15 protein-coding genes are annotated in these 18307 nt (G+C 62.5%); 11 read left to right on the plus strand and 4 right to left on the minus strand.

Annotated features, from left to right (window positions below; genetic code table 11):
* Positions 1-3: 3 nt before the first annotated feature.
* From ACL0K2_RS10925 to ACL0K2_RS10975, 11 genes are all read left to right on the plus strand, one after another.
* Positions 4-579 carry an outer membrane lipoprotein carrier protein LolA gene (locus ACL0K2_RS10925; protein ID WP_045160509.1) on the plus strand — a complete coding sequence of 192 codons (576 nt, stop codon included), beginning with the start codon at positions 4-6 and terminating at the stop codon, positions 577-579.
* Positions 563-2902 (plus strand): MMPL family transporter, encoded by a 2340-nt coding sequence (locus tag ACL0K2_RS10930; RefSeq protein WP_413044388.1) that lies wholly within the window; start codon positions 563-565, stop codon positions 2900-2902. Before ACL0K2_RS10925 ends, ACL0K2_RS10930 begins: the two co-directional genes overlap by 17 nt.
* Positions 2896-3066 (plus strand): hypothetical protein, encoded by a 171-nt coding sequence (locus tag ACL0K2_RS10935; RefSeq protein WP_413044389.1) that lies wholly within the window; start codon positions 2896-2898, stop codon positions 3064-3066. The genes ACL0K2_RS10930 and ACL0K2_RS10935 overlap by 7 nt, the downstream gene beginning before the upstream one ends.
* Positions 3063-4304 (plus strand): NAD(P)/FAD-dependent oxidoreductase, encoded by a 1242-nt coding sequence (locus ACL0K2_RS10940; RefSeq protein ID WP_045160507.1) that lies wholly within the window; start codon positions 3063-3065, stop codon positions 4302-4304. Before ACL0K2_RS10935 ends, ACL0K2_RS10940 begins: the two co-directional genes overlap by 4 nt.
* A 10-nt stretch (positions 4305-4314) precedes the next feature.
* Positions 4315-4836 carry a DUF3261 domain-containing protein gene (locus ACL0K2_RS10945; protein WP_413044390.1) on the plus strand — a complete coding sequence of 174 codons (522 nt, stop codon included), beginning with the start codon at positions 4315-4317 and terminating at the stop codon, positions 4834-4836.
* Positions 4833-6020, plus strand: coding sequence for a beta-ketoacyl-[acyl-carrier-protein] synthase family protein (locus ACL0K2_RS10950; protein WP_045160505.1), 1188 nt, complete (start codon positions 4833-4835; stop codon positions 6018-6020). Before ACL0K2_RS10945 ends, ACL0K2_RS10950 begins: the two co-directional genes overlap by 4 nt.
* On the plus strand, positions 6017-6469 hold the full coding sequence (locus ACL0K2_RS10955; RefSeq protein WP_045160504.1) for a hotdog family protein: 453 nt from the start codon (positions 6017-6019) through the stop codon (positions 6467-6469). Before ACL0K2_RS10950 ends, ACL0K2_RS10955 begins: the two co-directional genes overlap by 4 nt.
* On the plus strand, positions 6466-7194 hold the full coding sequence (gene fabG / locus ACL0K2_RS10960) for a 3-oxoacyl-ACP reductase FabG (RefSeq protein WP_045160503.1): 729 nt from the start codon (positions 6466-6468) through the stop codon (positions 7192-7194). Before ACL0K2_RS10955 ends, fabG begins: the two co-directional genes overlap by 4 nt.
* On the plus strand, positions 7194-8420 hold the full coding sequence (locus ACL0K2_RS10965; protein ID WP_413044391.1) for a beta-ketoacyl-ACP synthase: 1227 nt from the start codon (positions 7194-7196) through the stop codon (positions 8418-8420). The genes fabG and ACL0K2_RS10965 overlap by 1 nt, the downstream gene beginning before the upstream one ends.
* A 30-nt stretch (positions 8421-8450) precedes the next feature.
* The gene (locus tag ACL0K2_RS10970) at positions 8451-8891 is read left to right on the plus strand and encodes a hypothetical protein (RefSeq protein WP_045160501.1); all 441 of its coding nucleotides are present in this window, start codon (positions 8451-8453) and stop codon (positions 8889-8891) included.
* Between the two features lie 132 nt (positions 8892-9023).
* Positions 9024-9317 (plus strand): hypothetical protein, encoded by a 294-nt coding sequence (locus ACL0K2_RS10975; protein WP_239610218.1) that lies wholly within the window; start codon positions 9024-9026, stop codon positions 9315-9317.
* Between the two features lie 42 nt (positions 9318-9359).
* Here the strand turns inward: ACL0K2_RS10975 and hemE are convergent, their stop codons facing one another.
* The 4 genes from hemE to ACL0K2_RS10995 form a co-directional block, all read right to left on the minus strand.
* A complete protein-coding gene (gene hemE / locus ACL0K2_RS10980) occupies positions 9360-10424 on the minus strand; it encodes a uroporphyrinogen decarboxylase (RefSeq protein ID WP_413044392.1) in 1065 nt (354 codons plus the stop codon).
* A 208-nt stretch (positions 10425-10632) separates the two neighbouring features.
* Positions 10633-12051: an FAD-dependent oxidoreductase gene (locus tag ACL0K2_RS10985; protein ID WP_413044393.1), complete on the minus strand. Its 1419-nt coding sequence runs from the start codon at positions 12049-12051 to the stop codon at positions 10633-10635.
* A 111-nt stretch (positions 12052-12162) separates the two neighbouring features.
* Positions 12163-16611, minus strand: a complete 4449-nt coding sequence (gltB, locus tag ACL0K2_RS10990) for a glutamate synthase large subunit (RefSeq protein ID WP_413044395.1) — start codon at positions 16609-16611, stop codon at positions 12163-12165.
* Positions 16612-16785: 174 nt separating this feature from the next.
* Positions 16786-18303, minus strand: a complete 1518-nt coding sequence (locus ACL0K2_RS10995) for an SPOR domain-containing protein (protein WP_413044396.1) — start codon at positions 18301-18303, stop codon at positions 16786-16788.
* Positions 18304-18307 lie beyond the last annotated feature (4 nt).

Genomic DNA, 18307 nt, shown 5'->3' on the forward strand with positions numbered 1-18307 from the left:
ACCATGAGCCTGCTGCTGGCGGCGGTCGCGCGCGCCGACACCTTCGATCTGACGCAACTCAGCCGCCAATTGAGTGAGCCCGAAGTCATTCGCGGCAACTTCACCCAGGAAAAATACCTGCGCGCGCTGCCCCAGCCGCTCGTCAGTACCGGTGCCTTTGTTCTGGCGCGTGACCACGGCCTGCTCTGGTTCTTGCGCGAACCGCTGCAGCAGGACTACCGCATCAGCGCTTCGGGGGTTGCCCGACGCGACGCCAGCGGCTGGCACTCGACCCATCAACAGGGCGCCGCCGCGCGTCAGAACGATCTGTTCCTCGCCGTGCTGCGAGGTGACACAGAGGCCCTGCAACGCGACTTCGAGCTGGAGCTCAGCGGCACCGCGGACAACTGGGCGCTGTCACTAACCCCTCGATCGAAACTGCTAGGGCAGATTTTCGCCCGCATTCTCATTCAAGGCGGCCCGACGGCCGAACGCATCGAGCTGCTCGAAACCCAGGGCGACAGCACCCTGCTGTTGCTGACCGACAGCCAGGTCGACGAACAGTTGAGCCCCAGCGAGCAACATGATTTCGCCGACTGACAAAGCGCTCAGGCTCCCGGCCTGGCTTTCCTGGCTGTTCTTCATCGCACTGCTCGGGCTGGTGGCGCTGACCGCATGGCAATGGCGCGGCGGCCCGCCGGTCACGGCCAACCTGCTGAAACTGCTGCCCAGCAGCGCACCCGGCGAACTGGAGCAACTGGCCGAGCAACGGGTACAGCAACCATTGAACCGCGATTTGATGGTGCTGATTCATCATGCGGATGAAGCGACGGCCTTCGCGCTAGCCGATGAAGTCGCCGACAACCTCCGAGGCAGCGGCCTGTTCGCCCAGGTTCGCCGCTCGGTGCAAGCCGACCTGCCGGCGGTGCGTCAGCAGTTGCTCGATCAGCGCTTGGCACTGCTCGACCGGGCAAGTCGAGAAGCCTTCATCGCCTCGCCCGAGGACTTCGTTCAAGGGCGGCTGCAACGCCTTTACGGCCCATTCGAAAGTACCAGCCTGGTGCCGGTCGAGCAGGACTGGTTCGGTTTCGCCGATCTGGCGCAGCGACAACTGCCGCAACCGGGCCATATCCATCCACGTCTCGATGGCCTGCTGGTGGCCGAACATCATGGCCAGCGCTGGGCGGTGATTCACGCGCAGACCCACGGTGATGCCTTTGACGATCAGTTGCCTCTGCTGGTGGACGATCAGATTCGCGCTGCTCACCATCGGGTAGAGACCGAACAAGGCGAACTGCTCGCCGCTGGCGGCATGCTGCATGCCGCGTATGGCCAGCGCCAGGCACGTGAGGAAGCCAGCCTGATCGGCAGCGTTTCGCTCGTCGCCACACTGGCGGTGCTGCATTTGCTGTTCCGTACGCCGCGTGTCCTGCTGGTGGCATTGCCCGTGGTGGTCGGCGCACTGAGCGGTGCTGCCGCATGCATTGCATTGTTCGGTCAGATCCATGTGTTGACGCTGGTACTCGGCGCCAGTCTGGTCGGGGTCAGCATCGATTTTCCGCTGCACTACCTCTCCAAGAGCTGGACCCTGCGGCCATGGCACGCCTATCGGGCTCTGCGCTTGACGCTCCCTGGCCTGGCGCTGGCGCTGGCGACCAATGTCATCGGTTACCTGGCCATGGGCTTCACCCCGTTCCCGGCGCTGAGCCAGGTGGCGGTGTTTTCCGCGGCGGGCCTGCTCGGCGCCTTCGCCTGTGCGACCTGCCTGTTGCCCTCGCTGCTGAACGCGCCGCTGCGCCCCTGGGCCGCTCCGCTGGGCTGGGCTCAGCGTGGATTGACGCTGCGCAGGGCATTGCTGCGCCGGGTTCCCTCGACCTGGCTGCTGGCCGGCTTCGTGCTGTTCTGCATTGGCGGCATCAGCCAGCTGTCCTTCAAGGATGACCTGCGCCAGTGGGTCAGCCGCGCGCCCGCGCTGCAGCAGCAGGCCGAACGTATCGGCGCGATCACGGGGTTCGAGCCGACCAGCCAGTATTTTCTGGTGCGCGCGGCAACGCCCGATGAGTTGCTGGAGCGCCAGGACGAACTCGCCGCGCGGCTCGATGACCTGGTGGCGGAGCAGAAACTGCACGGCTATCTCGCGCTGAGCCAGTTGGTCGCCTCGACGACCGTCCAGGAAAGTCTGCATCTCGCGCTGCCGCGTTTGCTGGAAGCCAGCCAACCCCTGCTGAAACTCGGTGTCACCGCCGACATCCTGGAAAAGGAACTCGCCGACCTGCTGGCGCAACCCGTGATCGGTCTCGAGGATGTATTGGCCGGGCCACTTGCCGAACCCTGGCGCCCCTTGTGGCTGGGCACCCGAAGCGACGGCTCGGTCGCCGGCCTGGTCAGCCTGCAAGGGCTTCGCGACAGCTCGGCGCTGCACGGTCTGGCCGAAGGCATCGGCGGGGTCAGCCTGGTCGACCGGCCAGCGGAGCTGAACCGCCTTTTTGCCGAGACCCAGCGCCAGGCTGCGTTGCTCAAACTCTGCGCCGCCGTGCTCATTTTCGCCCTGCTGTGTCTGCCGTTCGGCTGGCGCGGTGCGTTGCGCTGTCTGGCCGTGCCGCTGCTGGCGGCGCTCGGCAGCCTGGCGTGCCTGGGCTGGCTGGGTCAGCCGTTGACCCTGTTCGGCCTGTTCGGCTTGTTGCTGGTCACCGCGATCGGCGTGGACTACGCCATCCTCATGCGCGAGCGAATCGGCGGCGCCGCGGTGAGTCTGGTCGGTACCCTGCTGGCGGCGGTAACCACCTGGCTGTCGTTCGGCCTGCTGGCCCTGTCGAGCACCCCCGCGGTAAGTAACTTCGGTCTGGCGGTGGGGCTCGGCCTGGTGTTCGCCTTCGCTTTAGCGCCCTGGGCCGCCGAGCCGGACACGGAGGCCAGATGCTGATCGAACAACAACTAGCGCTGGCGCAGCTTTCACGAATTGTTGCGTCGACGCCTCAGCGGCCTGAGCGCCACCCCGACTTATTGGCAACAGATATTCCGTCCTGGCCGCCGGGCACGCCTGCTAGCCATCCATTCCATCGCGTCGAACAAGGAAGGTCTAAGTGAACTCAGAACACCGTAGCGTCGTCATCATCGGCGCGGGGCCTTCCGGCGCTATCGCCGCCGCCCTGCTCAAGCGCAAGGGCCATGACGTCTTGATCATCGAGCGGCAGCGGTTTCCGCGCTTTTCCATCGGCGAAAGCCTGCTGTCGCATTGCCTGGATTTCATCGAGGAAGCCGGCATGCTCGAAGCGGTACAGGCCGCCGGCTTTCAGACCAAGCACGGCGCGGCCTTCGGCTGGGGCGAGCGCTACACCGAATTCGACTTCCGTGACAAATTCACCGAAGGCCACGGCAGCACCTATCAGGTTCAACGCGCCGATTTCGACAAGCTGCTGGCCGACCAGGCTGAATCGCAGGGTGTAGAGATCCGCTACGAGGAGGAAATTACCACCGCCGACTTCGATGGCTCGCGCCCGCGTCTGCAGGTGCGTCGGCTGGACGGCAGCGAATATGCCATCGAAGCGGACTTCGTTCTCGACGCCAGCGGCTACGGTCGCGTGCTGCCGCGTCTGCTCGAGCTGGAGGCACCGTCGAGCTTTCCGCTGCGTCGTGCCGTGTTCACCCACATCCAGGACAACATCGACGATCCGCGCTTCGATCGGGAAAAAATCCTCATCACCACCCATCCCGAGCTGCGTGACGTTTGGTTCTGGACTATCCCATTCAGTAACGGCCGCTGTTCCCTGGGTGTCGTCGCCAGCGCCGAACGCTACGAAGGGCGTCCGTTGGATCTGGACGCATGCCTCAGAGAATTCGTGCTGGAGGCGCCCAACCTCAAGCGCATCCTCCAGCACGCCGAGTGGGACACCCCGGCACGGCTGATCGGCGGCTATTCGGCGAACGTCAAGGCACTGCACGGTCCGGGCTTCGCCCTGCTGGGCAATGCGGCGGAATTCCTCGACCCAGTGTTCTCTTCCGGTGTCACCATCGCGATGCGCTCGGCGAGCATGGCGGCCGCCGTTCTGCATCGCCAATTGACGGGCGAAGCGGTGGATTGGGAAACCGAATTCGCCGCACCGCTCAAGCGAGGCGTGGACACCTTCCGGACCTATGTCGAGGGCTGGTACGACAGTAGTTTCCAGAACGTAATCTATTACGAACACGCCCAGCCGGAGATTCGCAGGATGATCAGCTCGATCCTCGCCGGCTACGCCTGGGACACCGCTAACCCCTATGTCGCTGAACCCAAACGCCGCTTGCGGGTGCTGGCCGAGCTGTGCGGCCCCTCGGTGCCGGCGTGAGTTGTCCGGCATGATCGCAAGACATACACCGCACCTGGCCTGGCTCGCGTTGCTGCTGATGCTCGGCGCCTGCGCCCAGCATCTGCCGTTGCCGACACATACGGCGCAGCTAACGTTGCCGATGCAGTTGCATATCCAGCGCCGAAGTGCGGACGAGACACGCGACTGGCTGTTGGTCATCCAGCGGGAAGGCACCGCCGTGCGCTGGTCACTGCTCGATCCGCTGGGCGTTCCGCTGGCGCGCCAGCTGCTGCGCGATGGTCACTGGCAGGCGGACGGCCTGCTGCCACCTAACCCCGAAGCACGCGAGCTCTTCGCGGCATTGCTGTTCGCGCTGAGCCCAGCCGAGCAGATGGATGAGCTCTACGCCGATACACGCTGGACTCAGCAGTCGGACGGGCGATCACTCACAGCCGACGGGGCCGCCTGGCAGGTTCGGTATTTGAAGAAGGGCCGTTTCGAACTCGACGTCGGGCCGAGGCTGTCCTATGGTGTCGCCCCCATCGTGCCTGCCGGAGCCCGCCAGCAATGACTGCCTACCTGAATGCCCTGGGGTTGGTCTGCGCGCTGGGTCGCGGCAAGGCTGAGGTAGCCCGGCGCCTGCTGGACGGTGACGGTTCGGGCATGCAGCCCTATGCGCAAGCGGTCGTCGGCCGCCAGCTGCCGGTCGGCGCGGTCACTGGCGAACTGCCCACTCTCACCGACACTCCGCTGCGTCACACCACGCGCAACAATCAGCTGCTACTCGCGGCGGTCGAGCAGATCGAAGCCGAGCTGCATGAGGCCGTTGCCCGCTTCGGCCCATCCCGCATCGGCGTGGTAATGGGTACCAGCACCACCGGCATTCAGGAAGCCACTCAGGGCATCACCGGCCTGGTGCGTCACGGGCAGCTACCGGCCAGCTATCACTACGGTCATCAGGAGCTTTGTGCTCCCGCCAGCTTTCTCAGCGAGCGGCTGCAGCTGAGCGGTCCGAGTTATTCGATCTCCACCGCCTGCACTTCGAGCGCTCGAGCGTTGCTCAGTGCCAAGCGGCTATTGGATATGGGCATTTGCGATGCGGTGATCTGTGGCGGCGTTGATAGTCTTTGCGATCTGACGCTACAGGGTTTCAGCGCCCTGGAAGCGACCAGCGAGCGCATCTGCAATCCGTTTTCGATCAACCGCGACGGTATCAATATCGGCGAGGCCGCCGCGCTCTTCCTGATGACCCGCGACCCGGCGCCGATCGCCCTGCTCGGCGGTGGTGCCAGTTCCGATGCACACCATATTTCTGCCCCTGACCCGCAGGGCCTGGGCGCCATCGAAGCGATGCGCAAGGCGCTCTCATCGACGGCAACCCAAGCGGAGCAAATCAGCTATCTGAACCTTCACGGCACCGCCACCTGGCACAACGACGCCATGGAAAGCCTGGCAGTCGCCGCGGTGTTTCCGGCTGGCGTGGCCTGTTCGTCGAGCAAGCCGCTGACCGGACACACTCTGGGCGCCGCCGGTGCGCTGGAAGCCGCGTTCTGCTGGCTGACCCTGTCCGAGCACAACGCTGCCCAACGGCTGCCACCGCATCGCTGGGACGGCCAGCGAGATGCCGACCTGCCACGCCTGGATCTGATCGCTGCCGGCACGACGATGGCGGCGGCAGGCCCACGTCGCATGATGAGCAACTCCTTCGCCTTCGGCGGCAATAACATCAGCTTGATCCTGGGAGACGCGCCATGATCGATTGGCCAGTAGCCGAATTGATACCCCATGCGGGAGACATGATCCTGCTCGATGCGGTCGAGGCATTCGACGCGGACAGCATCGATGCTCATTTGAAGGTGAGGCCCGGCGGACTGTACAACCTGCCCGACGGCAGCCTGCCCGCCTGGGTGGGCATCGAAATCATGGCGCAGACGGTCGCCGCGTTCGCCGGCTGCCAGGCACGTCAGGCCGGGCTGCCGGTGGAGCTGGGCTTTCTGCTCGGCACCCGCCGCTTTCAATGCGATGTCGAGCGATTTCCTGTTGGCACTGCGCTGCGCATTCGCGCGCTGCGCTCGCTGCAGGACGACAACGGCATGGGCGTGTTCGAATGCCATCTCGACGGGCCCGGCATCCATGCCGAGGCGCGTCTCAACGTTTTTCGCCCGCCTGAAGTGGCGAGCTACCTTCAAGAGCCCAGCCCATGAGTAACAGTATCCTCATCACCGGCTCCAGCCGAGGCATTGGCCGCGCCATCGCCTTGCGCCTGGCCCGTAGCGGTCACGATATCGTTCTGCATTGCCGCACTCGACGGGACGAGGCAGAGGCCGTCCAGGCAGAGATCCAGGATATGGGTCGCCAGGCGCGCATCCTGCAGTTCGATATCGCCGATCGCGCTCAATGCCGCACGCAGCTGGAAGCCGATATCGAAGCGCACGGTGCCTACTACGGCGTGGTCTGCAACGCCGGTCTCACTCGCGACGGCGCGTTTCCGGCGCTGACCGAGGACGACTGGGATCTGGTCATGCGCACCAACCTGGATGGCTTCTACAATGTTCTGCAGCCGCTGACGATGCCGATGATTCGTCGTCGCCAACCGGGGCGAATCGTCTGCATCACCTCAGTGTCGGGGCTAATCGGCAATCGCGGCCAGGTCAACTACAGCGCCTCCAAGGCCGGCGTGATCGGCGCCGCCAAGGCGCTCGCCGTCGAGCTCGGTAAACGACGTATCACCGTCAACTGCGTCGCACCGGGACTGATCGATACGGATATGCTCAACGACGATCTGCCTATCGAGGAAATGCTCAAGATGATTCCCGCTCAACGCATGGGCACGCCCGAAGAAGTCGCCGGCGCGGTGAATTTCCTCATGTCGGAAGAAGCCAGCTACATCACCCGTCAGGTTCTGGCGGTCAACGGCGGGCTGTGCTGATGAAACGCGTCGTCGTCACCGGCATGGCTGGTATTACATCACTGGGCAGCGACTGGGCGTCCATCGAGACAAACTTCAGCGGCAACCGCAGCGGCATCCGCTACATGCACGAATGGGATCGCTTCACCGAACTCAACACCCGCCTGGCCGGGCCAGTGGATGATTTCGTCGTGCCCAGCCACTGGACGCGCAAACAGCTGCGCAGCATGGGTCGAGTCTCTCGGCTGTCGGTAAAGGCCGCCGAGCAGGCACTCGAACATGCGGGCCTGCTTGATGATGCATCGACCCGCGACGGTCGCATGGGCGTCGCATGTGGCTCGTCCACCGGCAGCACAGAAGAGATCAAAGCCTTCGGCAATATGCTACTCAACTCCGTGGCCGACGGACTGAACGCCAACTCCTACATCCGCATGATGCCGCACACCACAGCGGCGAATATCAGCATCTTCTTCGGACTTACCGGTCGGGTGATCCCCACCTCCAGCGCCTGTACCAGTGGCAGCCAGGGCATCGGCTATGCCTACGAGGCGATCAAGTTCGGCCGATTGCCGATGATGCTCGCCGGTGGCGCCGAAGAGCTGTGTGCCACCGAGGCCATGGTATTCGACGCACTCTATGCGACCAGCCTGAAGAATGATGCACCGCATACCACACCGCGTCCCTATGACGCCGACCGCGACGGCCTGGTGATTGGTGAGGGCGCCGGCATGTTGGTGCTCGAAGAGCTCGAACACGCGCTCGCCCGCGGTGCCACCATCCACGCCGAACTGGTGGGGTTCGGCAGTAATGCCGACGGCCAGCACGCGACCAAGCCCGAACAGCTGACCATGCGCCGCGCCATGGAGCTCGCCCTGGAAGATGCCCGCTTGCAGCCCGAAGCCATTGGCTACGTCAACGGCCACGGCACCGCCACCGAACAGGGCGACATCGCCGAGACCCTGGCCACGCAAGCCTTGTTTGGTTCAGCCATGCCGATCAGCTCGCAAAAGAGTTTCTTCGGCCACACTCTGGGCGCCTGTGGCGCGCTGGAGTCCTGGTTCAGCATCGAAATGATGAACCGCGACCGCTATATCCATACGCTCAATCTGGATAGCATCGATCCGCGCTGCGGCGAGCTGGATTACCTCGTCGGGGCGCCACGTTCAATGCAACATGAATTCGTCATGAACAACAATTTCGCCTTTGGCGGCATAAACACCTCGTTGATATTCCGCCGCTGGGCCTGAATCCCCCCAAAACACCGCAAGGAGAATGCAATGAAGAAAAACACATGGATTGGCGTTGCACTGGTGCTCTGTGCTTTGCCAGGAATCAGCCAGGCCCGCGACACCACCCATTACCTGCCATTCGATCAGGTGGTGGCCGAAGCCACCGCCTCCGGCAAGCTGGACGGCAGCGTGAAGTTCTACCTCGCAGGCAAGACCCCCAAGGGCGCGCAGATCATTCGCAGCGGCGTGACCACCAGCAAGAAGACCAATGCCTTCAACAAGACTGACGAAGGTGCGTGCAGCTGGGCCCTGCAATCGGCGCTGATTGGCATGCAGCAGGCGGCCAAGGCTGCCGGCGCCAACGCCGTGGTGGACATCGCCAGCAACTACAAGCACGTCGAGTACAAAGACAGCCAGAACTACGAATGCCACGCCGGCGCGATCATGGCAGGCGTCGCGCTCAAGGGCGACCTGGCGAAGATCAAGTAACGCACCGGGGCGCTCGGTTACGCCGGGCGCCCCCAATCGCCCACCGAGGTCCCCTCCGTCGCCTTTTGCCGAACGAATAACTGGACCCGCGAGTCAACAGAGCAGACCTTTCCACCCTTGAAGGAGCTGCCCATGTTCGACAAGTCATCGCACAAGTTCGAAATCAACTACATCTTTCAGAACGATCCGCGCGTGCAGATCATCGAGTCGGATGATGAGCGCATGTCACAGGGCAGCGCCGCCCGGCACCTGATCGAGCTGCATAATGGCGATGCCGAGAACAGCCTGGTGATGCCCGAAGCGGGCGCCGATGAGGCCAAGGTGCTGGAGCAGGCCGAGGTGATCGGCATCACCGATATCCGCGTGACCAAACTGGTTCATGAACACGAACCCGGTACCACGCCCGGTCACTATCAGCAGCCCTAAACGACAAGAGCCGCAAGTGCGGCTCTTTTTTTGGTCGACAGATCAGCCGTGATACGGCGCCGACAACTCGTGGACCGACTCGATGAAGGCGCCGGCGTTGGCCGGATCGACCTCCGGGGTGATGCCATGGCCCAGATTGAACACATGGCCTTCGCCTGGGCCAAAGCTTGCGAGGATGCGCCCGACCTCGGCACGGATCGCCTCCGGCTTGGCAAACAGCACACTGGGGTCCATGTTGCCCTGCAGCGCGACCTTGTCACCGACGCGGGCACGCGCGGCGCCAATGTCGCAGGTCCAGTCGAGTCCCAGGGCCTCGGCGCCGCTCTCGGCCATCGACTCGAGCCAGAGCCCGCCACCCTTGGTGAAGAGGATCACCGGCACACGGCGGCCGTCGTGCTCACGAATCAGCCCATCGACGATCTTCTGCATATAGGCCAGGGAAAACTCCTGGTACGCCGCCGCCGACAGGCTGCCACCCCAGGAATCGAAGATCTGCACCGCCTGGGCACCGGCCAGGATCTGCCCGTTGAGGTAGCTGGTCACCGATTGCGCCAGCTTGTCGAGCAGCGCATGCATGGCCTGCGGGTTTTCGTAAAGCATGGCCTTGGATTTGCGAAAATCTTTCGAGGAGCCGCCTTCGACCATGTAGGTCGCCAGGGTCCAGGGGCTGCCAGAGAAGCCAATCAGCGGCACGCGGCCGTTCAGCTCACGGCGAATGGTACGCACCGCATTCATCACGTAGCCCAGGTCCTTTTCCGGGTCTGGTATCGGTAGCGCCTCGATGTCAGCCATACTGCTGACAACCTTCTTGAAGCGCGGCCCTTCGCCGGTCTCGAAATACAGGCCCAAGCCCATGGCGTCGGGCACGGTGAGGATGTCGGAAAACAGGATAGCGGCATCCAGCGGATAACGCTCCAGCGGCTGCAAAGTGACTTCGCAGGCCAGCTCCGGGTTCATGCACAGGCTCATGAAGTCGCCCGCCTTGCTGCGGCTGGCCCGGTATTCCGGCAGGTAGCGTCCGGCCTGACGCATCATCCACACCGGGGTGACGTCGACAGGTTGCTTGAGCAGGGCGCGAAGGAAGCGATCGTTCTTCAAGGCAGTCATGTCTGGGTTCCAGCAAAAGAGTGGCGGCATTGTCGCAAAGCGCAAAACAAAAGGCACGGCGAGCGCCGTGCCTTTTATCCATGGGCTTGATTCTGATCAGGCTTTGACGGGCGTCCGGGCTGGCAAGCCAGTCGTAGGGTGGATGACGCTTTCTCCATCCACCTTAAGACTGCTCGGTGATTGCAGAGCCTCGACCCATCCGGCGAAATCAAACGTCCAGATAGTCCAGAATACCTTCTGCCGCCTGGCGGCCTTCGAAGATCGCGGTCACCACCAGATCGGAGCCGCGCACCATGTCGCCACCCGCGAAGATTTTCGGGTTGCTGGTCTGGTGCTTGAATTGACCCATTTCCGGCGCGACGACACGCCCCTGATTGTCGGTCTGGATGTTCTGGCCTTCGAACCACTCGGGCGGACTCGGACGGAAACCGAAGGCGATGACCACCGCATCGGCCGGCAGCACTTCCTCGGAGCCCGGAATAGGCTCAGGACTGCGGCGACCGCGGGCATCCGGCGCACCGAGGCGGGTCTCGACGACCTTGACGCCTTCGACCTTGCCTTCGCCAACGATGGCAATGGGCTGACGGTTGAAGAGGAACTTAACGCCTTCTTCCTTGGCGTTCTTCACTTCCTTGCGCGAACCCGGCATGTTCGCTGCGTCACGCCGGTAGGCACAGGTCACGCTCTTGGCGCCCTGGCGAATCGAGGTGCGGTTGCAGTCCATGGCCGTGTCGCCACCGCCGAGCACAACGACCTTCTTACCCTTCATGTCGACGAAGTCTTCCGGCGATTTCTCGAAGCCGAGGTTGCGGTTGACGTTGGCGATCAGGAAGTCCAGCGCATCGTGCACACCTGGCAGATCCTCGCCGGGGAACCCACCCTTCATGTAGGTATAGGTGCCCATGCCCATGAACACCGCGTCGTAGTCGGCCAGCAGTTGGTCGATGGTCACGTCCTTACCGACTTCGGTGTTCAGGCGGAACTCGATACCCATCCCGGTGAAAATCTCACGGCGACGGCTGAGAACGCTTTTCTCCAACTTGAACTCGGGAATACCGAAGGTCAGCAAGCCGCCGATTTCCGGATTCTTGTCGAAGACCACCGGGGTAACCCCGCTGCGCACCAGCACGTCGGCGCAACCGAGACCGGCCGGGCCGGCACCGATGATCGCGACCTTCTTGCCGGTCGGCTTGACCTTGGACATGTCAGGGCGCCAGCCCATGGCGAACGCGGTGTCGGCAATGTATTTCTCCACCGAGCCGATGGTGACCGCGCCAAAACCATCATTGAGCGTACAGGCACCCTCGCACAGACGATCCTGCGGGCAGACGCGCCCGCAGACTTCCGGCAGGGTATTGGTCTGATGCGCCAGTTCGGCGGCGGCGAGAATGTTGCCCTCGGAGACCAGCTTGAGCCAGTTGGGAATGTAGTTGTGAACCGGGCACTTCCACTCGCAATAAGGGTTGCCGCAACCCAGGCAGCGATGGGCCTGCTCGCAGGCCTGTTGCGGCTTGAAGGGTTCGTAGATTTCGACGAACTCCTTCTTACGCTGGCGCAGCAGCTTCTTTTTCGGATCCTTGCGCCCGACTTCGATGAACTGGAAGTCGTTATTCAGACGTTCAGTCATTTCAAAACCTCTTAGCGGCAGCCGCAAGCCCAAGGCTGCTAGCTGCATGACAATCACGGAGCGGGGCGGGCCTCGGACTGATCGCCGAGGCTTGCCGCTTGAATCTGCTTTTTATTGGGGGTTGGCCCGAGTGGTCGACAACAACGACGCCAGGTTGGCCGCCTTCGGCTTGACCAGCCAGAAGCGACGCAGGTAGTCGTCGAGATTCTCCAGGAGTTTCTCTCCCCATGCGCTGCCGGTTTCGGCGACGTACTCGCGCAGCACTTCTTGCAGATGGCTACGGTGGGCTTCCATCGCCTCACCCGTGATGCGCTGCAGGTTTACCAACTCGTTGTTCACCCGATCGACGAAGCTGTTGTCCATGTCGAGGACATAGGCGAAACCACCGGTCATACCAGAACCGAAGTTGTAGCCGGTCTTGCCTAGCACGCAGACGAAGCCGCCGGTCATGTATTCACAGCAATGATCGCCGGTGCCTTCCACGACTGCATGCGCGCCGGAGTTACGAACGGCGAAGCGCTCCCCGGCCGTGCCGCCAGCGAACAATTTGCCGCCAGTGGCGCCATACAGGCAGGTATTGCCGACGATGGCCGAATCCTGCGACTCGAACCCGCTGCTCTTCGGCTGGGTGATGACCAGCTTGCCGCCGGTCATACCTTTGCCGACGTAGTCGTTGGCATCGCCTTCCAGATACAGGTGCAGGCCGCCGGCATTCCAAACGCCGAAGCTCTGACCCGCAGTGCCCTTGAAACGGAAGGTGATTGGCGCATCCTTCATCCCCTGGTTCCCGTGCAGTCGGGCGATCTCGCCGGAAACACGGGCACCAATGGAGCGGTCGCAGTTGCAGATATCCAATTCGAATTCGCCGCCGCTCCTGGCGTCGATAGCCGAGCGTGCGAGCCTGACCATTTCTTCGGCCAGCAGCCCCTGGTCGAACGGCGGGTTCTTCTCCACTTCGCAGAACTGCGGCTTGTCGGCAGGTATGTAGTCACTGCCGAGCAGAGGCGTCAGATCAAGATGGTTCTGTTTGGCGGTCTCGCCTGGCAGCATTTCAAGCAGGTCGGTACGCCCGATCAGTTCCTGCAGGCTGCGCACGCCCAGCTTGGCCAGCCATTCACGAGTTTCCTCAGCGACGAAGCTGAAGAAGTTGACCACCATGTCGACGGTGCCAATGAAATGGTCCTTGCGCAGCTGATCGTTCTGCGTTGCGATACCCGTAGCGCAGTTGTTCAGATGGCAAATGCGCAGGTATTTGCAGCCCAGCGCGATCATCGGCGCCGTACCGAAGCCGAAGCTTTCGGCCCCCAGGATGGCGGCCTTGACCACATCGAGACCGGTCTTCAGACCACCGTCGGTCTGCACCCGGACCTTGCCACGCAGGTCGTTGCCGCGCAGGGTCTGGTGTGTCTCGGCCAGACCGAGCTCCCAAGGCGAGCCGGCATAACGGATCGAGGTCAATGGCGAAGCGCCGGTGCCGCCGTCATAGCCGGAGATGGTGATCAAATCTGCATAAGCCTTGGCGACCCCGGCGGCAATGGTGCCAACGCCAGGCTCGGCCACCAGCTTGACCGATACCAGTGCCTTGGGATTGACCTGCTTGAGGTCGAAAATCAGCTGAGCCAGGTCTTCGATCGAGTAGATGTCATGATGCGGCGGCGGTGAAATCAATGTTACGCCGGGCACTGCATAACGCAGCTTGGCGATCAGGCCGTTGACCTTGCCGCCTGGCAGCTGGCCGCCCTCGCCGGGCTTGGCGCCCTGGGCAACCTTGATCTGCAGCACCTCGGCATTGACCAGATACTCCGGCGTCACGCCGAAACGGCCGGTCGCCACCTGCTTGATCTTCGAGCTGCGGTCGGTGCCGTAACGCGAAGGGTCTTCGCCACCCTCTCCCGAGTTGGAACGCGCGCCGATGCGATTCATTGCCGCCGCGATGGCTTCGTGGGCCTCCGGCGACAGCGCGCCGAGCGAAATGCCGGCCGAGTCGAAGCGCTTGAGAATCTGTTCCAGGGGCTCGACTTCTTCCAGCGCCAGCGGTTTGTCCGACACCTTGAGCTTGAGCAGATCGCGCAACATCGCCACGGGACGCTGGTCGACAAGCGCGGTGTAATCCTTGAAGCGGTTGTAGTCACCTTCTTGCACCGCAACCTGAAGCGCCGCCACCACGTCGGGGTTGTAGGCGTGGTATTCGCCACCGTAAACGAACTTCAGCAGGCCACCTTGCTGGATCGGCTTGCGGGTACTCCAGGCCTCTGCCGCGAGGGCTTTCTGCTCGGCTTCCAGATCGGCGAAGCGTGCACCCTTGATGCGGCTGGCAACGCCGCGGAAGCTGACGTCGACGACCTCATCGGACAGACCGACTGCTTCGAACAGCTGGGCCCCGCGGTACGAGGTGATGGTCGAGATGCCCATCTTCGAGATGATTTTCAGCAGCCCCTTGGAAATGCCCTTGCGGTAGTGCTTGAACACCTCGTACAGATCACCCAGCACTTCGCCGGTGCGGATCAGATCGCCGAGCACTTCGAAAGCGAGGAACGGATACACCGCCGTCGCGCCAAAGCCGATCAGGACCGCGAAGTGATGCGGGTCTCGCGCGGTAGCCGTTTCCACCAGGATGTTGCAGTCGCAGCGCAGGCCGGTTTCGATCAGACGATGATGCACCGCACCGACCGCCAGCGACGCGTGCACCGGCAGCTTGCCCGGCTGGATAGCGCGGTCGCTGAGAATCAGCATGACTTTGCCGCTGCGTACGGCTTCCTCAGCCTGGTCGGCGATATTGCGGACCGCGGCTTCCAGGCCGAGGGATTCGTCGTAATTGAGATCGATCAGCTGACGTTCGAATCCGGGACGATCGAGCTCCATGATCGTCCGCCATTTTGCCGGAGAGATTACCGGCGTGGTCAGAATCGCGCGGTTGGCGTGATCGGCGGTTTCTTCGAAGAGATTGCGCTCGGCACCCAGGCAGGTTTCCAGCGACATCACGATGGATTCGCGCAATGGGTCGATCGGAGGGTTGGTCACCTGCGCGAACTGCTGACGGAAGTAGTCGTACGGCGAGCGCACCCGGCGCGACAGCACGGCCATGGGCGTGTCGTCGCCCATGGAACCCACCGCTTCCTGGCCCTGCTCGGCCAGCGGACGCAGCACCTGGTCACGCTCCTCGAAGGTGACCTGATACATCTTCATGTATTGCTTGAGCTGGTCGGCATCGTAGAAGGCCGAGCCGTGATCGTTATCGTCCAGGGTCGACTGGATACGCAGCGCATTCTGGCGCAGCCACTTCTTGTACGGATGCTGCGACTTCAGGCGGTTGTCGATGTCATCGGTATGCAGGACCTGCCCCGTTTCGGTATCCACCGCGAGGATCTGGCCCGGCCCCACACGCCCCTTGGCGATAACGTCTTCCGGCTTGTAATCCCATACACCGACTTCGGAGGCGAGGGTGATGTAACCATTGGTCGTGGTCACCCAACGCGCCGGACGCAGACCGTTGCGGTCGAGCAGGCAGACCGCATGGCGACCATCGGTGAGCACCACGCCAGCCGGACCATCCCACGGCTCCATATGCATGGAGTTGAATTCGTAGAAGGCTCGCAGGTCGGGGTCCATGGTTTCGACGTTCTGCCAGGCCGGCGGAATGATCATGCGCAGACCACGGAACAAATCCATCCCACCGGTGACCAACAGCTCCAACATGTTGTCCATGCTGGAAGAGTCGGAGCCGGTACGGTTGACCAGCGGATCGAGGCTTTCCAGGTCCGGCAACAGCTCGTTGGCGAATTTCAGTCGACGCGCCTGAGCCCAGTTGCGGTTACCGGTAATGGTGTTGATTTCGCCGTTATGGGCGAGAAAGCGGAACGGCTGCGCCAGAGGCCACTGCGGCATCGTGTTGGTGGAGAAACGCTGATGGAATACGCAGATGGCAGTCGCCAGGCGCTCGTCGCCGAGATCGGGATAGAACTGCGCCAGGTCGGCCGGCATCATCAGGCCTTTGTAGATGATGTCCTTGTCGGAAAAACTGCAGACGTAGAATTCCTTGTCCGCGGCCAGCGCGACTTCCGCGCGGCGGCGCGCGAAGAACAGCTTGATGCCGAACTCGCGCTCGGACAGACCATCAGCGGAGACGAACACCTGCTCGATGCGCGGCAGGCGCTCCAACGCCAGACGACCCAGTACGGTGGTATCGACCGGAACCTCGCGCCAGCCGACCAGTGTCAGCCCTTGGGCTACGATCTGTTCGTTGAGCTGGACCCGGGCCGCATCCGCCTTGGCCGCGTCCTGGCTGAGAAAGATCATGCCGACGGCGTATAACGCCGGAAGGTCGGCATCGAAATGTTGCTTGGCCATGGCGCGCAGGAACGCATCGGGTTTCTGCATCAGCAGGCCACAGCCATCGCCAGTTTTGCCGTCGGCGTTGATGCCGCCGCGGTGGGTCATGCAGGTGAGGGATTGAATAGCGGTCTGAAGCAGGTGATGGCTTGCCTCGCCCTGCATGTGGGCGATCAGACCGAAGCCGCAGTTATCCTTGAACTCTTCAGGACGAAACAGACCTGCTCTCATAGGCACTCCACCAGCTAAATGCGTTGTAAATCAACCCCTTATTGACGGCGCACGGAACCGCCCCGTCATACACGTGGGCAAAAGGGGGAGCAGTTTACAAAGCCCGGTAGAACGACACAATTTTATTTTTGCAAGCCCCAAAAAGGTGCATTGCGCACTTTTTTGGGGCATCCACTAGCGCGCGTTAGTGATTTCCTGCTGCACACTGGCGAAACTCCGAGCCCATGGCTTGCCTACCTTCAGCGAGGCCGGCAACGCCTTGATGGCCTCTAGCGCGGCATTTCGGCTTGGGAAACTACCATGGGTGACAACGTATAGCGGCTTGCCCTCATGCTGCTTGACGAAATACCTGAAGCTATCGCCGTGTTGCTTCACCAACGCTTCAGCATTGCTCCGAGTACGCGTTCCCAGCACCTGGACCAGGTAATTGCCCTTAGGCTGGCTGGCGTACCAGCTGGCCGCAGGCGCAACCGCAGCGGGTGTCGCGACAACTTGCCGCACCGCTTCCGGAGGAGACTCAGGTTTCGGAGCCGGCTCGACCGTCGAGCCTTGCACAGGGGCAGGACTCGCAGTCTCAGCGGGCGCTTGGGCGACGTCGCGCACCGGCTCGCCGCTCACTACCGGCTCCTCTACCAACGCACCCGATGCGTCATCCGGCTCGGCACTACCGGCTGCAGCTAAAGGTTCGCGAACAAGTGGCTGCTCTGGCTGGGGCGGATTGGGATCAGGCGTCGCCTCCCCAGGATTGCCAGGCGCATTGGACGCCGGCTCCTGCGAGGATGAAGCAGGTCCGGCCGTGCCCAGCGGCAAGCTGGTGGTCGTGGGCGCCAAAGGCTCATCGCTCGAGTCACGCATAAGCAACGCAATCACGACGACAAAAACGACCGCAGCCAAGGCCAGCAGGTGTTTCATCGGCAGCGGCAAACGCCATCCAGCGGACTTTCGGCGCCCCTTCGAATGCTGCATCGTATCGAGAAGCTCATCACGGGCCGCTTGATTGATAGCACCAGGCCAGCCACCAGAATGCTCGTGGATACGAAGGATCTGTTCTTCACTGAAACAGTCCAGCCCGCTCCCGGCACCCTCGAGGCGCAACGCCAGGTACTCACGAGTCTCGTCCTCCTCGTAGGGTTGAAGCGCGATCACATGGAAGCGCTCCTCACCTTCTACCAGAGCCTCAAGACGCCCTACCAAAGCATGCTCACCGAACAGGAATACGTGCGGCCGGCCTTGGGGGCTGCCTTGGGCCAATCGCAACAATGTCTCGACAGCTGCGCCAGTCAGTCGTTCGGCATCATCGACCAGCAAGTAGACCTCTTGGCCAGTCAATGCCAACTGGACGATCTGCGCCATGATCGATTCGAAGTCGGCACCTTGGCTGCCGAGCGCCTGCGCGATTTGCTGCAGCACCACATTCGAGTCAATGGTCTCCTGCGGCGAAATGATCACGCTTTGTACGGATTGCTTGTTGCTGCTGGCAACAAGCGCCTGGCGCACGAGCGTCTTGCCGCTCCCTTCAGGCCCGGTTACCACCAATAGCAACTGGCTGTAGCGAGCAAGATGGTGCAATTGCCCCAGCACCGGCTTGCGCTGGGCCGGGAAGAATTTGAAGCCAGGCACGCGAGCAGCGAAAGGGTCATGACTGAACCCGTAATGGTTCAGATACGAATCGTCGGCAGACAAACTGGTCATGGAA

Origin of the sequence: Pseudomonas sp. YJ42 (genome assembly GCF_047225135.1) — a bacterium.
In the GTDB taxonomy this organism is placed as follows: Bacteria; Pseudomonadota; Gammaproteobacteria; order Pseudomonadales; family Pseudomonadaceae; genus Stutzerimonas; species Stutzerimonas stutzeri_E.

What these genes read in the sequence shown, in the direction of transcription:
- ACL0K2_RS10925 (WP_045160509.1), top strand. Translation starts at nt 4, where the DNA reads ATGAGCCTGCTGCTGGCGGCGGTCGCGCGCGCCGACACCTTCGATCTG.
- ACL0K2_RS10930 (WP_413044388.1), top strand. Translation starts at nt 563, where the DNA reads ATGATTTCGCCGACTGACAAAGCGCTCAGGCTCCCGGCCTGGCTTTCC.
- ACL0K2_RS10935 (WP_413044389.1), top strand. Translation starts at nt 2,896, where the DNA reads ATGCTGATCGAACAACAACTAGCGCTGGCGCAGCTTTCACGAATTGTT.
- ACL0K2_RS10945 (WP_413044390.1), top strand. Translation starts at nt 4,315, where the DNA reads ATGATCGCAAGACATACACCGCACCTGGCCTGGCTCGCGTTGCTGCTG.
- ACL0K2_RS10950 (WP_045160505.1), top strand. Translation starts at nt 4,833, where the DNA reads ATGACTGCCTACCTGAATGCCCTGGGGTTGGTCTGCGCGCTGGGTCGC.
- ACL0K2_RS10955 (WP_045160504.1), top strand. Translation starts at nt 6,017, where the DNA reads ATGATCGATTGGCCAGTAGCCGAATTGATACCCCATGCGGGAGACATG.
- fabG (WP_045160503.1), top strand. Translation starts at nt 6,466, where the DNA reads ATGAGTAACAGTATCCTCATCACCGGCTCCAGCCGAGGCATTGGCCGC.
- ACL0K2_RS10965 (WP_413044391.1), top strand. Translation starts at nt 7,194, where the DNA reads ATGAAACGCGTCGTCGTCACCGGCATGGCTGGTATTACATCACTGGGC.
- ACL0K2_RS10970 (WP_045160501.1), top strand. Translation starts at nt 8,451, where the DNA reads ATGAAGAAAAACACATGGATTGGCGTTGCACTGGTGCTCTGTGCTTTG.
- ACL0K2_RS10975 (WP_239610218.1), top strand. Translation starts at nt 9,024, where the DNA reads ATGTTCGACAAGTCATCGCACAAGTTCGAAATCAACTACATCTTTCAG.
- hemE (WP_413044392.1), bottom strand. Translation starts at nt 10,424, where the DNA reads ATGACTGCCTTGAAGAACGATCGCTTCCTTCGCGCCCTGCTCAAGCAA.
- ACL0K2_RS10985 (WP_413044393.1), bottom strand. Translation starts at nt 12,051, where the DNA reads ATGACTGAACGTCTGAATAACGACTTCCAGTTCATCGAAGTCGGGCGC.
- gltB (WP_413044395.1), bottom strand. Translation starts at nt 16,611, where the DNA reads ATGAGAGCAGGTCTGTTTCGTCCTGAAGAGTTCAAGGATAACTGCGGC.
- ACL0K2_RS10995 (WP_413044396.1), bottom strand. Translation starts at nt 18,303, where the DNA reads ATGACCAGTTTGTCTGCCGACGATTCGTATCTGAACCATTACGGGTTC.